12 protein-coding genes and 1 riboswitch are annotated in these 12,883 nt (G+C 63.9%); of the genes, 6 read left to right on the forward strand and 6 right to left on the reverse strand.

The genetic code is table 11. From position 1 onward, the window contains the following. Positions 1-82: 82 nt before the first annotated feature. The 3 genes from ACVILI_RS20790 to ACVILI_RS20800 are packed head-to-tail and all read left to right on the forward strand — an operon-like array spanning position 83 to position 2,212. Complete coding sequence (locus tag ACVILI_RS20790; protein ID WP_038647057.1) at positions 83-964, forward strand: cytochrome b/b6 domain-containing protein; 882 nt, start codon at positions 83-85, stop codon at positions 962-964. Between the two features lies 1 nt (position 965). Next, on the forward strand, positions 966-1,775 hold the full coding sequence (locus ACVILI_RS20795) for a molybdopterin-binding protein (RefSeq protein ID WP_038647059.1): 810 nt from the start codon (positions 966-968) through the stop codon (positions 1,773-1,775). Next, entirely contained in the window at positions 1,775-2,212 is a 438-nt protein-coding gene (locus ACVILI_RS20800; RefSeq protein WP_051726801.1) for a GNAT family N-acetyltransferase, read from the forward strand. The genes ACVILI_RS20795 and ACVILI_RS20800 overlap by 1 nt, the downstream gene beginning before the upstream one ends. Here ACVILI_RS20800 and ACVILI_RS20805 read toward each other — a convergent pair. Beyond that, positions 2,209-3,210 carry a hypothetical protein gene (locus ACVILI_RS20805; protein ID WP_038647061.1) on the reverse strand — a complete coding sequence of 334 codons (1,002 nt, stop codon included), beginning with the start codon at positions 3,208-3,210 and terminating at the stop codon, positions 2,209-2,211. The two genes, ACVILI_RS20800 and ACVILI_RS20805, sit on opposite strands and share 4 nt — an antisense overlap. A 277-nt stretch (positions 3,211-3,487) precedes the next feature. Continuing rightward, positions 3,488-3,574: riboswitch (glycine riboswitch) on the forward strand. Between the two features lie 149 nt (positions 3,575-3,723). On the opposite strand from ACVILI_RS20805, the gene gcvT reads away from it, so the two are divergent. From gcvT to gcvP, 3 genes are read left to right on the forward strand one after another with little or no spacing between them, the layout of a single operon-like run. After that, positions 3,724-4,824, forward strand: coding sequence for a glycine cleavage system aminomethyltransferase GcvT (gene gcvT / locus ACVILI_RS20810; RefSeq protein ID WP_038647063.1), 1,101 nt, complete (start codon positions 3,724-3,726; stop codon positions 4,822-4,824). Between the two features lie 5 nt (positions 4,825-4,829). Continuing rightward, entirely contained in the window at positions 4,830-5,198 is a 369-nt protein-coding gene (gene gcvH / locus ACVILI_RS20815) for a glycine cleavage system protein GcvH (protein WP_027046888.1), read from the forward strand. 15 nt (positions 5,199-5,213) lie between these two features. Further along, positions 5,214-8,027, forward strand: coding sequence for an aminomethyl-transferring glycine dehydrogenase (gene gcvP / locus ACVILI_RS20820; protein WP_019858423.1), 2,814 nt, complete (start codon positions 5,214-5,216; stop codon positions 8,025-8,027). Here gcvP and ACVILI_RS20825 read toward each other — a convergent pair whose 3' ends face one another. From ACVILI_RS20825 to ACVILI_RS20845, 5 genes are all read right to left on the reverse strand, one after another. Next, positions 8,028-9,203, reverse strand: a complete 1,176-nt coding sequence (locus ACVILI_RS20825; protein WP_457102583.1) for a GGDEF domain-containing protein — start codon at positions 9,201-9,203, stop codon at positions 8,028-8,030. 173 nt (positions 9,204-9,376) lie between these two features. Then, a complete protein-coding gene (locus ACVILI_RS20830) occupies positions 9,377-9,850 on the reverse strand; it encodes a tetratricopeptide repeat protein (protein WP_038647067.1) in 474 nt (157 codons plus the stop codon). A 162-nt stretch (positions 9,851-10,012) separates the two neighbouring features. Beyond that, a complete protein-coding gene (locus ACVILI_RS20835) occupies positions 10,013-10,840 on the reverse strand; it encodes a PA3715 family protein (RefSeq protein ID WP_038647069.1) in 828 nt (275 codons plus the stop codon). A gap of 110 nt (positions 10,841-10,950) precedes the next feature. Then, on the reverse strand, positions 10,951-11,916 hold the full coding sequence (locus tag ACVILI_RS20840; RefSeq protein WP_019858427.1) for a type II secretion system F family protein: 966 nt from the start codon (positions 11,914-11,916) through the stop codon (positions 10,951-10,953). A gap of 1 nt (position 11,917) precedes the next feature. Continuing rightward, positions 11,918-12,883 carry a type II secretion system F family protein gene (locus ACVILI_RS20845; protein ID WP_032930462.1) on the reverse strand — a complete coding sequence of 322 codons (966 nt, stop codon included), beginning with the start codon at positions 12,881-12,883 and terminating at the stop codon, positions 11,918-11,920.

A 12,883-nucleotide genomic window follows, 5' to 3' on the forward strand; every position in this document is an offset into this window, starting at 1 on the left:
GTGAAACATCGGTTTGGATCGCGACGTATCAGGAGGACAATGAACGCGCAGGTCGCGCCGCGAGGCCGGGAGACGAGACAAAATGGAATCCGTTGCCAGAAGCCAATCCGCCACCGGACCGGACGCTCCCGTGTCGAGCGACAGCACGCTGATCTACCGGCAGTCGCGGTGGACGCGGTTGACACACTGGATCTGGGCCATTTCGCTGTTCTTCATGCTGCTTTCCGGCCTGCAGATCTTCAACGCCCGGCCGCAGCTCTATATCGGCAAGCAATCCGGCTTCGGCTACAACAACACCATTTTCGAAATCGGCGCCGAAAACACGAGCGCCGGGCCGCGCGGCTTCACCGAGATCTTCGGGCACCGCTTCGACACGACGGGCGTGCTCGGCTGGTCGGGTCCGCCAGGCAACGAGACGGCGCGTGGCTTCCCGTCCTGGGCGACCATCCCGTCCTATTATGACCTCGGCACCGCCCGCGTCGTGCATTTCTTCTTCGCTTGGATCCTGACGACGACCTTGATCGTCTGGCTGGTCGCCAGCCTGGTCAACGGCCATATCAGGCGCGATCTCGCCCCGCGCCTCGACGACCTCAAGCGGCTGCCGCGGGACATAGTCGACCACGCGAAGCTGAAATTCCATCACACACGTGAATACAACACACTGCAGAAGATGGCCTATGGCGGTGTGCTGTTCGTGCTGTTGCCGCTGATGATCATCACCGGCCTTGCCCTGTCGCCCAGCATGAATTCGGTGCTGCCTTTCCTCAACGAAGTGCTCGGCGGCCGGCAGACGGCGCGCACCATTCATTTCACCGTCATGCTGCTGCTGGTCGGCTTCTTCATCATCCACATTCTGATGATCCTGGCCGCCGGCCCGATCAACGAATTGCGCTCGATCATCACCGGCTGGTACCGCACCGACCCTCCCGCGCATGACGACAAGACGACCGAGAGGAGTGCCTGACATGGCGAAGTTTGAGATCAGCCCCAATTTTCAGATCAGTCGAAGGAAATTCCTGACCGCCGCCAGCCTTGGCGCCTCGGGTATCATGCTGTCGGGCTGCGACGCTTTCGACAGCCAGTTGAGCATCGGCAGCGGCCTGCGCAGTTTCCTCGAAAACGCCAATGGGCTGACATATCGCGCGCAACGCCTGCTTGCCGGCCGTGACGCGCTGGCACCGGAATTCACCGAGGCCGATATCCGCCAGCCGCAGCGGCCGAACGGCGTTACCGCCCCTGACGACGACACCTACAAGGGCCTGCTCGCCAACAATTTCGCCGACTGGCGGCTGGAAGTCTCGGGCCTCGTCGAAAAGCCGCTGTCGCTCAGCCGCGAGCAGCTTCAGAACATGCCAAGCCGCACGCAGATCACCCGCCACGACTGCGTCGAGGGCTGGAGCTGCATCGCCAAATGGACCGGCACGCCGTTGTCGCTGGTGCTTGACCAGGCGGTGGTCAAGCCGCAGGCGCGTTACGTCATGTTCCACTGCCTCGACACGATCGACCGCAGCCTGTCCGGCGACATCAAATATTACGGCACGATCGACCTGATCGACGCCCGCCATCCGCAGACGATCCTCGCCTACGGCCTGAACGGCAAACCGCTCCCGGTCGAAAACGGCGCCCCGTTGCGCGTCCGCGTCGAACGCCAACTCGGCTATAAAATGCCGAAATATCTCTACAAGATCGAGTTGGTCGACGGCTTCGCCAATGTCGGCGGCGGCCGCGGAGGCTATTGGGAAGACAATGGCTATGACTGGTATGGCGGGATTTGATGACCACCCGCATACAGGCCGAGCACGATCTTTCGCCGATCGAGTTGAGTTCGCTCGAGGAACGCCTCCACAACGACAACCGGCGCGCGACGGGCTGCGCCGATGACCGGGGACTGGCTTTCGTTATTCGTGACGGTGCAGGACATGCGATCGGCGTTGCCGCCGGCTACTCTTGGGCGAGCACGTCCGAGCTGACATTGATGTGGATTGACGAGGCCTATCGCGGTCGCGGCTATGCAAGGCAGTTGCTCAGCGCTTTTGTCGCTGAGGCAACGGTTCGAGGAGTCAGGAGAATTTGGGTCTCCAGCCACGACTTCCAGGCACCGGGCCTCTACGAGAAGGCTGGCTTCCGGCGCATCGCCGAACTCGCGGAATGGCCCGAAGGCCACTCCAACATCATCCTTTGTAAAACGACAGCAGCGGACGGTGCACTTTAGGCAACCTTCTCAAGCAGCGGCCTCAATGCCGGATGTATCTCCGGCGAGGCATGCTTGATCAGGGTCAGCAGCGCGCGCTCGTTCTCGTACAGAGGCCTATCCACGCCGATATGCTCGACCAGCCATTTGGCTTCGCCGGCATCGATCGTCTCGGCACGGCGGGCCAGGGCCTCGGCCGCCCTGTTCTTGGCCTCCCATTCGGCCTCGATGTCATCGGGGGACCGATAGGCCTCGATGATGCCAGCAAGGCTGCCGGAGACCATGCGGCTGAAGAACCCGCCGATTGCCGGCTCGGCATGTTCGAGGAAGCTCTCCTGGCGCAGCGCCACGTCGCGGGTCGGCGCCTCATAGCCGGCCGAACACATGACGAAATTGGCGATCGCCTTGACGAAAAGGTCGTTCCAGGACGGATCGTTCTTGGCCTGGGCGGTGTGCTCGTTGATCCTGAACAGCACCTCGGCCTCGCCGCGGGTGATGGCGATGTTGCCGTCGCCGCCATGGGCGTAGAGGATGCGGCGCAGCAGCTCGACTTCCGCCTTGGCGATCAGTCCGGGCACCAACACGCCGCCCAGCATCAGCGGCCCCTTGCCGTCGATAACGGCATGCGCGACCTGCTCCAGCGCATAGACGCAAAGCTTGCTCGGCGAGGATCTCGCCTTTTCCAGCACATGGACCAGCAATTCGAGTTCGGTGCGGCTGTCGACCATGCCGTCGCGCGAAATAGTGCGGACCAGCCAATCGGCATTGTCCTGCGAAATATAGCCGGACGGCTTCTCCTGGTGGACGATGTAGTCGGTCACCGCCTCGACGAAGAACGGTGCCCACTCCGCGCACTTGTCCTGGGCCGTCTGGTCGAGAGCGAACAGCGCCTCGGCCTCGCCTCGCGTCACCACGCCATCGGCGAACACGTCGCGGCGCAGCATCACCACATCCTCCGGGGCAATGCGATTCTTCGAGGTCAGCCCCGCCACCGGCGCGCTCATGATCAATTCGCCCATTGTCGTCCCCGTCCGCCCCAAAGCGTTACATCGGCCCGCTATATCAGGAGTGTCTTGAAAAACCGGCAAACGGCGTGGTTAGCGAAGACTTGCCGGCCAGTGCATGTCGCCCAAAAGTGCGCAGCGGTTTTGGGAAAACGACATGCATCAAACAAAGAGCTAAAGCGCATCACCTGAATCCGTTACATCGCGACGCACCTTTAGATGTCGCTGGGAGGTGACAAGGTGTCGCCGACGGGCTATGGATGGCGCGTCGAGGGCTCGGGATTCTGAGTCCTACCTGTTTGCGGGAGAGAGCAGCGAGAGCTGCCGCCGAAGGGGAAATCGCCCGAAATCTCTCAGGCAAAAGAACCGTAGACGGGAAAGACACTCTGGAAAGTCGGGGCTTGCCCCCGCGCCGAAGGTGTAAGCGCCGCTGACAGAGTTCCGGCTGCGCGAGTCTCTCAGGCTTCAGACAGAGGGGCACGGACTGGTCGCCATTCGCGGCCGATTGCGTGCGACTCTGGAGACGACATGACGGGCGACGACTCAAAACACCTTCCCCTCGAAGATATCCACACAGCCGCCGGTGCGCGCTTCGGCGCCTTTGCCGGCTGGTCGATGCCACTGACCTATCCGGCCGGCGTCATGAAGGAGCACCTGCACACCCGCGAGCATGCCGGTCTCTTCGACATCTCGCACATGAAACTGTTCGAGGTCAGCGGGCCGCAAGCGGTTGCGCTGCTCGACCGCGCTTGCCCCTTGGATGCCGGCGCGCTCGAAATCTCGCAGTCGAAACTGTCCTTCTTCCTCAATGAGGCCGGCGGCATCCTCGACGACCTGATCGTCACCCGGCTCGGCGATACAAGGTTCATGGTGGTCGCCAATGCCGGCAACGCCGCCGCCGACGAGAAGCATCTGCGTGAACTGGCCGCGAATTTCGATGTGAAGGTCGAGCCGCTCGACCGCGTCTTCCTGGCCATCCAGGGACCCGAGGCCTGGGCAGTCCTGTCCCGTGCCGGCATCGAGACCGGCTCGCTGCTGTTCATGCACGGGGTCGAGCCGCGGAAAGACTGGTTCATGAGCCGGTCGGGTTACACCGGCGAGGACGGTTTCGAGATCGGCCTGCCGGAGGCGGACGCGCGTGATTTGGTCACGAAGCTGCTCGAGGATGAACGCGTTCTGTGGATCGGCCTTGCCGCGCGCGACAGCCTGCGGCTTGAGGCCGGCCTCTGCCTGCATGGCCAGGACATCACGCCGGAGACCGACCCGGCCGCCGCCGCGCTGATGTGGGCAATTCCCAAGGACATCAGAGCTTCCGGCGCCTTTATCGGCGCCGACGCCTTGCGCGCCGCCGTCGAACGCGGCCCGGCGCAAAAGCGCGTCGGCCTGAAGCCGGAAGGCCGCCAGCCGGTGCGCGCCGGTGCCGCCCTGTTCGATGCCGACGGCAATCACGCCGGCCATGTCACGTCAGGCGGCTTTGGCCCCTCGGCCGGCCATCCGGTCGCCATGGGCTATGTCGCCGCAGCGCTGGCAAAGCCCGGCACACGGTTGTTCGCCGACGTACGCGGCACGAAGATCCCCGTCGATATCAGCTCCCTGCCCTTCACCCCTCATCGCTACCGCAAAGGATGAACTCCATGGCAACGACCTATTTCACATCAGATCACGAATGGCTCCGCGTCGAAGGAGGTATCGCCACGGTCGGCATCACCGACTACGCGCAGGAGCAGCTCGGCGACCTCGTTTTCGTCGAACTGCCGGAGATCGGAAAGAAGCTGACCAAGGGCGACACCGCCGTCGTGGTCGAATCCGTCAAGGCGGCCTCCGACGTTTACGCGCCGGTTGACGGCGAGATCACCGAGGCCAACGGCACGCTGTCTTCCGACCCGTCGCTGGTCAACTCCGCGGCAACCGGCGCCGGCTGGCTGTGGAAGATGAAGCTTGCCGACGAAAGCCAGCTCGCCGGCCTCATGGACGAGGCCGCCTACAAAGCCCATATCGCCTGAAATCAGGACTTAGAGATAATGACCACAGCACTTACCCCCTTCTCGGCCCGTCATATCGGTCCTGGCGTGAACGATGTCAGAGCCATGCTTGCGGTGATCGGCGTCCCTTCCGTCGAGACGCTGATCAGCCAGGCCGTGCCGCAGTCGATTCGCCTCGACCTGCCGCTGACCTTGCCCGCGCCGGCCAGCGAAGCCGAAGCGCTGGCCGAATTGTCGGCGACCATGGCTGGGAATACCGTGCTGAAGAGCTTCATCGGCGCCGGCTATCACGGCGTTCACGTGCCGCCGGTCATCCAGCGCAATCTGTTCGAGAATCCGGCCTGGTACACGGCCTACACGCCCTATCAGGCCGAGATCAGCCAGGGTCGTCTGGAAATGCTGTTCAATTTCCAGACCTTGGTCACCGAATTGACCGGACTGCCGGTGGCATCCGCCTCGCTGCTCGATGAAGCAACCGCTGTCGCCGAAGCGGTCGGCATCGCGCTGCGCCACCACCGTGACAAGCGCAGCAAGGTGGCGTTCGCCGGCACGCCGCATCCGCAGACGCTGGATGTGGTGCGCACCCGCGCCGAACCGCTCGGCATCGAGATCGACGGCGAGACCATCGACGACAACACCGCTGCCCTGCTCGTCTCCTGGCCCGACACCTTTGGCGTCTATGGCGACCACAAGGCCGCGATCGACAAGGCCCGCGCCACCGGTACCATCGTCGTCTTCATCGCCGATCCGCTGGGCCTGACGCTGACCGATGCGCCGGCGAAACTCGGCGCCGACATCGCCGTCGGCCCGATGCAGCGGTTTGGCGTGCCGATGGGCTTTGGCGGCCCACATGCCGCTTACTGCGCCGTCTCCGATAAGCTGACGCGTCTGATGCCCGGCCGCCTCGTCGGCCAATCGACCGACAGCAAGGGCCGGCCCGGATACCGCCTTGCCTTGCAAACGCGCGAACAGCATATCCGCCGCGACAAGGCGACCTCCAACATCTGCACCGCGCAGGCGCTGCTCGCCAACATGGCGACGGCCTATGCCATCTGGCACGGCCCCGCCGGGCTGCAGGCGATCGCCGGACGCATCCACGCTCTGGCAAACCGTCTGGCGAGCGGCCTCAAGGCGGCGGGCGTTTCGGTGCTCGGCGCCAGCCGCTTCGACACGGTGACGGTGGAGGCGAAAGGCAAGGCCGCGCAAATCGCCGAGGCTGCCGAAAAGACCGGCCGGCTGCTGCGCGTCCTCGACACCGACCATGTCGGCATCGCCTTCGACGAGACCTCGACAGACGCCGATCTCGACGCGATCGCTTCCCTGTTCGGCGCCAAGGCTGCCTCCTCGGCCGACAGCACCGTTCCCGGCAAGCCGCGTGGAAAGGAGTTTCTGACCCAGCAGGTCTTCAACGAGAACAAGTCGGAGACCGACATGATGCGCCTGCTGCGCCGGTTGGCCGACAAGGATCTGGCGCTCGACCGCTCCATGATCCCGCTCGGATCCTGCACCATGAAGCTCAACGCGGCGGCCGAAATGATGCCGGTGAGTTGGCCAAGCATCGCCAATCTGCATCCCTTCGCACCGGCCAGCCATTCGGCCGGCTATCGCGCCATGATCGGCGAGCTGGAAGGCTGGCTGTCCGAAATCACCGGCTTCGACGCGGTCAGCCTGCAGCCCAATGCCGGCAGCCAGGGCGAATATGCCGGCCTGCTCGCCATCCGCGCCTATCACCGCTCGCGCGGCGAAGGCCATCGCACGGTCTGCCTGATCCCCTCTTCCGCGCATGGCACCAATCCGGCGAGTGCGGCGATGGCCGGCATGAGCGTCGTCGTCGTGCGCTGCCTGGAAGACGGCAATATCGACATGGACGATATGCGGGCCAAGGCCAACGAGCATTCCAAGAATCTCGCGGCGCTGATGTTCACCTATCCCTCGACGCATGGCGTCTATGAAGAAGGCGCGCGCCACCTCTGCGCCCTCATCCACGAGCATGGCGGCCAGGTCTATTTCGACGGCGCCAACCTCAACGCGCTGGTCGCGCTCGCCCGGCCCGCCGATATCGGCGCCGATGTCTGCCATATGAACCTGCACAAGACCTTCTGCATCCCGCATGGCGGCGGCGGCCCCGGCATCGGCCCGATCGGCGTCAAGGCGCATCTGAAGCCCTATCTGCCGGGCCATGTCACCGAAGGCTCGGCGCATGCCGTGTCGGCGGCACCCTTCGGCAGCGCTTCCATCCTGCCGATCACCTGGATGTATATCCGCATGATGGGCGCCGCCGGACTGAAGCAGGCCACGGAGACCGCCATCATCTCGGCCAACTATGTGGCGACACGGCTCGCGCCGCACTTCCCGCTGCTCTACAAGGGCCGGCACGATCGCATCGCGCATGAGTGCATCCTCGATACCCGCGTGCTCAAGGACAGCGCCGGCATCAGTGTCGATGACATCGCCAAGCGCCTGATCGACTATGGCTTCCACGCGCCGACCATGTCGTTTCCGGTCGCCGGCACGCTGATGGTCGAGCCGACGGAATCCGAGCCGAAGCGCGAACTCGACCGCTTCTGCGAGGCGATGATCGCCATTGCCGGCGAAGCGGCGAAAGTCGCCAGGGGCGACTGGCCCTTGGCCGACAACCCGCTGGTCAACGCGCCGCACACCGCCGCCGAGACGCTGGCCGGCCAGTGGACCCACCCCTACTCGCGCCTGGAAGCGGCCTATCCCGCGGGCGACGCCGATACGGCGGCCAAGTACTGGCCGCCGGTGTCGCGCATCGACAATGTCGCCGGCGACCGCAATCTGGTCTGCTCCTGCCCGCCGCTGTCGGATTACCTGGGCGCGGCTGAATAACTAGGCTGAGCGCAAGGCCGGCTTGACCGGTTCGGCCTGGCCCATTCTTTTGCCGCTGATGACGCAGTTTCGGCCGGCGCGCTTGGCCGCGTAGAGCGCGGCATCCGCCTCGGCCAGCACCTCGTCGAGGCTGCTGCCGTCGGCGCCGCCGAAGCCGATGCCGCCGCTGACCGTGCTGCGCAACGGACCGAGCGGGGTAGGAACGATTTCGGTGCCGAAGGCGACGCCGATCTTGCTGGCGAGATCATGGGCTCGCTCTTCCGTCATCCGCGACATGACGATGGCGAACTCCTCGCCACCCAGGCGAAAGGCGTCGACGCCGGTCCTGGCATATTTCCGGATGACGGCGGCGAAGCGGCACAGGACCTGGTCTCCGACCGGGTGACCGTAGATGTCGTTCGTCCTCTTGAAGTGATCGAGGTCGAACATGACGACCGCCATGAAGGGACCGAAGGGCCGCTCGCCGTGGAGGGACATCAACCCGCGACGGTTCATCAGCCCGGTCAATGGATCGGTCATGGTCTCGGCCTTCAGCTCGATCTGCGCCTGCAGATGATGAAGCGAGAGCGTCAAGGCGCCCAGACCGGACATGCAGGCTACCGCCACGACGGAATTCAGACGTTCGGCCCAATTGTCGGGCGCCGCCCCGAGCGTCCATTGCCCCTTGGCCATCAGAACCACGCCGCAAAGGGCAAACGACCCCGCGCAGGTGCCACTCAGGAACGAAACCACCAGCAGGATCCGGCGATCGTGGCTGCCATTGACCCAGAACATGGCTCCGATCGTCGACAGCAGCACGGTCACCGTCGCGTAGGTGACGATGAAGCCGACACCGTCAAGGCCGAGGAAGGTGAAGGCCGCGCAGACAGCCATGGCGGCAAGTGTCGGCATGATCGCACGCCTGTGGTCCGGCACGCCGAGATACTGCATGGCCGAAAGGCAGATGATCAGGAAGCCCAGGCTGAGCAACGCCAGCGCAATCTGGCAAAGCAGCGGATCAGGCTCCTTGGTGTAGCGCCAGAACAGGATCACATGCGCGACAAGCACGATAATGCCGCACGCCACCGTCAGCACGAAACGCGCCCGCGGCGCGGTGAGCCAGATGGCAAACATGGTGACGGCAAGGCATGTGCCCGACAGCGCGGCCGCGAGCAGGAGCGAACTGAAATCCAGCATATCGGGCGGGGGCCTCTCGAGCGTCGGCGGTTACGCCGCATTCTAGGTCAGCGGCAGCCCTCGAACATAGTTCTCAGCCGATCTTTCGACCCAGGCTGCGTTTAGGGTTTACAAAGCGTCGACAGTGCTTGTGTGGAAATCGACCCTTGGGCGGCGCGAGGATCAAACGCGCATCAGCCCTTGTTCAGCAAGGCGAGATTGGCGTTGACGACCGTGGGGTCGGCCATGCCGGCCTTCGCCTCGAGCAGCAGCGCCCTGGCCTTCTTCTTGTTGCCGCGCAGCAGTTGCGAATAGCCCATATTGTTGACGATCTGCGGTTTGCGGCCGGCGACCTTCAACAGCTGGCCATAGGCGCGGTCGGCGAAGTCGAAGCGGCCGAGCTCGTCATAGGAGGCGGCCAGCCCCATCCAGGCCTCCGCATTGTCGGCCTTCAGCTCGACGGCCTTGCGGAAATGCTGTTCGGCGAGACCATAATTGGCGTCGCGAAACTGCGCCTTGCCTTGTGCCAGGTCGGATGTGTCGACATCGTTGGCCGCCGGCTGGATCGCGGTCGTCTTGGTCGTGTCGACGTTGTTGTTCGTCGTGCACCCGGTGATCATCAGGACGGCCGCCATCGTGGCCATCGCCGCAAATTGTGTCTGACGCATGCCCTGCCCCGTCGCCCGATTTGCCGGGTCGTTCTTCAGGTAAAGACATTAGAGCAAAGCGATTAAGCTTCGGTACCGAAATGCAGCTAAGATTTGGTTTCCGCAATTACCAGCCATTAACCACCGGACGCCAACGCCTCAAGCCGACGCGGGGGGACGGTCTCACGGCGGATCCATTGCCTTGAGCTCGGCCGGAACCGGATAGCGGTGGCCGTCATAGCGCAGCCGGTAGGTCCGGCTCACCGACTTGCCGGGGTGGGACTGGCACTCTCCATCCTTGTCGGGGAGCGGCTCGTCGGTATCCTTCCGCTCTACCGCGATGATGTCATGGTAGCCGCGATGGATCCTCGGGCTCATCGCCAGGCTGACCTGGCTGGAATGAAAGGATCCCGCGCAACTTGTGTCGCCTTCGCCGCCATGGCCGGCTACGGCAAGCCCGTCGAGCACCGCCTGCAGCGCATTGCCTGATATGGCGTAGAGCCGCAGGTCGGTTTCGTTGAAGGGATTGGGCTGTGAATGATTGGCCATGTCGATGCGCAGGCCGAAGGCGGTGACACCCGGCGCCAGCCCATAACGGGCGGTATCGAATTCGATTCCCCGGATGGCGACGGCATCGTCGTTCATCAGCCTGGGCTGGAGCAGGCGCTGGCGTACCTGCAGGGTCTTCCTGTCGACGACCAGAAGCTCGATGTCGCCAACATGCTGGCCGTCGGCGGATTGGACGCTGTCGATCAGCGGCACCGCGACCAGCAACAGATCGTCATGGGCAGGCCAGACCTTGCAGACCAGGCCAGGCATACCGTCCTGCGGGACCGCAGGCGGGATGCTGGTATGCGGTTCGAGCGTGAACGAGCGGCCGTCGGCGCTCTTTTGAATCTTGGGATAAGCCTGCCGCAACAGCGCGGCGGCATCGCCGCAATCATCGGCCGCGGCCAGGGCGGGCCACAGACTGGCCGCGGCAAGAGCGGCGGCACACAACAATATTCGCATGGGGATCCTCATGTCGCAGGGCCGAGTTCGGGCAGCAACTTGTTGGCCAAGCTCCGTATCAAGCTCGGCAAGCCGCGATGCGCAGGCTTGCCACTGAACATCGATGTCGCCTAGTGGTTACCCGTCATTTTGACGATGATCGGGATGATCGCGATCATCAGCACCACCGGCAGGATGCACACCGTCACCGGTATCGACATCTTGGCCGGCAAGGCATGTGCCTTTTCCTCGGCCAGCGACATGCGCTTGTGGCGCATTTCGTCGGAGAAGACGCGCAGCGCGCCTGACAGGCTGGTGCCGAGTTCCTTCGACTGCTGTAAGAGCGTGGCGAAGGAGCGAACCTCGTCCAGGCTGAGGCGGTCGGCGAGTGCCTTCAGCGCATCGTCGAGGCTGCGCCCTGCCCTCAGTTCCAGCGACACCAGCTGCAAATTCTGGCTGAGCGCCGGATAGGTCTTGGCGAGCTCCTTCGAGACGCGCTCGATACCGGCTTCCATGCTCATGCCGGCATCCGAACAGACGATCATCAGATCCATGAAGTCGGGAAAGCCGTTGCGGTACTCTCGCATCTTCTCCCGCACCTGCTGGGTCAGCACCAGGCCGGGCAGGAAATAACCGGCCACGCCCGACAGGATGACGAACGCCCAGCGGCTGGTCATCGTCGCTTCGGCGCTGGCCAGCCACTGGTTGAGGACAAAGGCGCCGATCGCGCCGCCGACCAGCGCGGAAAAGCGTATGATGAAGAACGTGCCGACGGCGCGCGGCTCCATATAGCCGGCCTGGATCAGCTTCATGCGCAACCGGGCGACATTTTCCGGATCGCTCTTGGCGTAGAATTCCTGCGCCCGCTTCACCGCCTTTTCGCGCACGACATTGGCGTTCTTCTTCTGCAGCGGCTCGGGCTTCGCGGCCACCGCGCCATGGTCGACCTTGAGCCGGCGCTTCACGTCGTTGCGGTCGCCCTTCGCCGCCACCATCGGCCAGGCGACGGCGACGCTGCCCAGGGCCAGAAGCAGGATCGCCACCGGCATCAGGGAGGTCGGTGCGAGCGAGGCGAGGAATTCGATGAAGCCCTGCATGTCAGAACCTGAAATTCGACATTTTGAACATCATCAGATTGCCCAGCATCAGCCAGGTCACGGACCCGCCGATCAGGTACCAGGTCTTTGGCTCGTCCCAGACATCACGGTAGAAGCCCGGCATCAGCGCCATGATGGCGGCAAACAGCAGCGCCGGTATCGCCGTCAGGATGTAGGCCGACATGCGGCCTTCGGTCGAGATGGCGCGCACCTTGCGACGCAGCTTGCCGCGCTCGCGGATCGTCAGCGCCAGGCCGTCAAGGATTTCGCGCAGATTGCCCCCCGAACTGGACTGGATGGAGACGGCGGTGATGAACAGCGGCAGATCCTCATGGCCGACCCTGTCGAACAGCGAATTCAAAGCCGAGACCAGGTCGGAACCATAGGTCACCTCATCGGCGATGACGCCGAACTCGGTGCCGATCGGATCGGGCATTTCGCGCGACACCATGGCGATGGCCACCGGCACGGGGTGACCGGCCTTGAGGCCGCGCGTGATCAGTTCCAGTGCCTCGGGCAGCTGCATGCCAAAGCGCTTAAGCCGACGCTTGCGCATGGAGCGCATCACCATCACCGGCACCAGCGGCAACAGCACGACGAACAGGAGAAGCCCCATCAGCAGTGGCAAGCCGTACCAGATGGCGACCAGGGTCATGGCCATCGCCACACCCGAGGTGATCATCAGAAATTTCGACAGCGGCATGATCATGCCCGACTGCGTACGCAGCGCGCGGAACCGGTCTGGCGAGAACAGCGAGGTGCCCGCGTCGAGGCCGCGCTCCTTGCGCAGCTGGATCAGCACCTGCTCCTGGCTGATCTTGCTTTCCTGCAGCTTCATGCGCCGGTTGATGGCGGTGCGCTTGTCGCTGCGGCCGGCATAGAGGAGATAGCAGGCCTCGGCGATCATGATGCCGGTCAGTGCTGCCCCGGCATAGACGACATAGATTGCGCTCAGCCCGTCGAACAC

The organism is Mesorhizobium sp. USDA 4775 (genome assembly GCF_054062655.1).

Coding starts and splice junctions, on each gene's coding strand:
- ACVILI_RS20790 (WP_038647057.1), top strand. CDS start 83: ATGGAATCCGTTGCCAGAAGCCAATCCGCCACCGGACCGGACGCTCCC.
- ACVILI_RS20795 (WP_038647059.1), top strand. CDS start 966: ATGGCGAAGTTTGAGATCAGCCCCAATTTTCAGATCAGTCGAAGGAAA.
- ACVILI_RS20800 (WP_051726801.1), top strand. CDS start 1,775: ATGACCACCCGCATACAGGCCGAGCACGATCTTTCGCCGATCGAGTTG.
- ACVILI_RS20805 (WP_038647061.1), bottom strand. CDS start 3,210: ATGGGCGAATTGATCATGAGCGCGCCGGTGGCGGGGCTGACCTCGAAG.
- gcvT (WP_038647063.1), top strand. CDS start 3,724: ATGACGGGCGACGACTCAAAACACCTTCCCCTCGAAGATATCCACACA.
- gcvH (WP_027046888.1), top strand. CDS start 4,830: ATGGCAACGACCTATTTCACATCAGATCACGAATGGCTCCGCGTCGAA.
- ACVILI_RS20825 (WP_457102583.1), bottom strand. CDS start 9,203: ATGCTGGATTTCAGTTCGCTCCTGCTCGCGGCCGCGCTGTCGGGCACA.
- ACVILI_RS20830 (WP_038647067.1), bottom strand. CDS start 9,850: ATGCGTCAGACACAATTTGCGGCGATGGCCACGATGGCGGCCGTCCTG.
- ACVILI_RS20835 (WP_038647069.1), bottom strand. CDS start 10,840: ATGCGAATATTGTTGTGTGCCGCCGCTCTTGCCGCGGCCAGTCTGTGG.
- ACVILI_RS20840 (WP_019858427.1), bottom strand. CDS start 11,916: ATGCAGGGCTTCATCGAATTCCTCGCCTCGCTCGCACCGACCTCCCTG.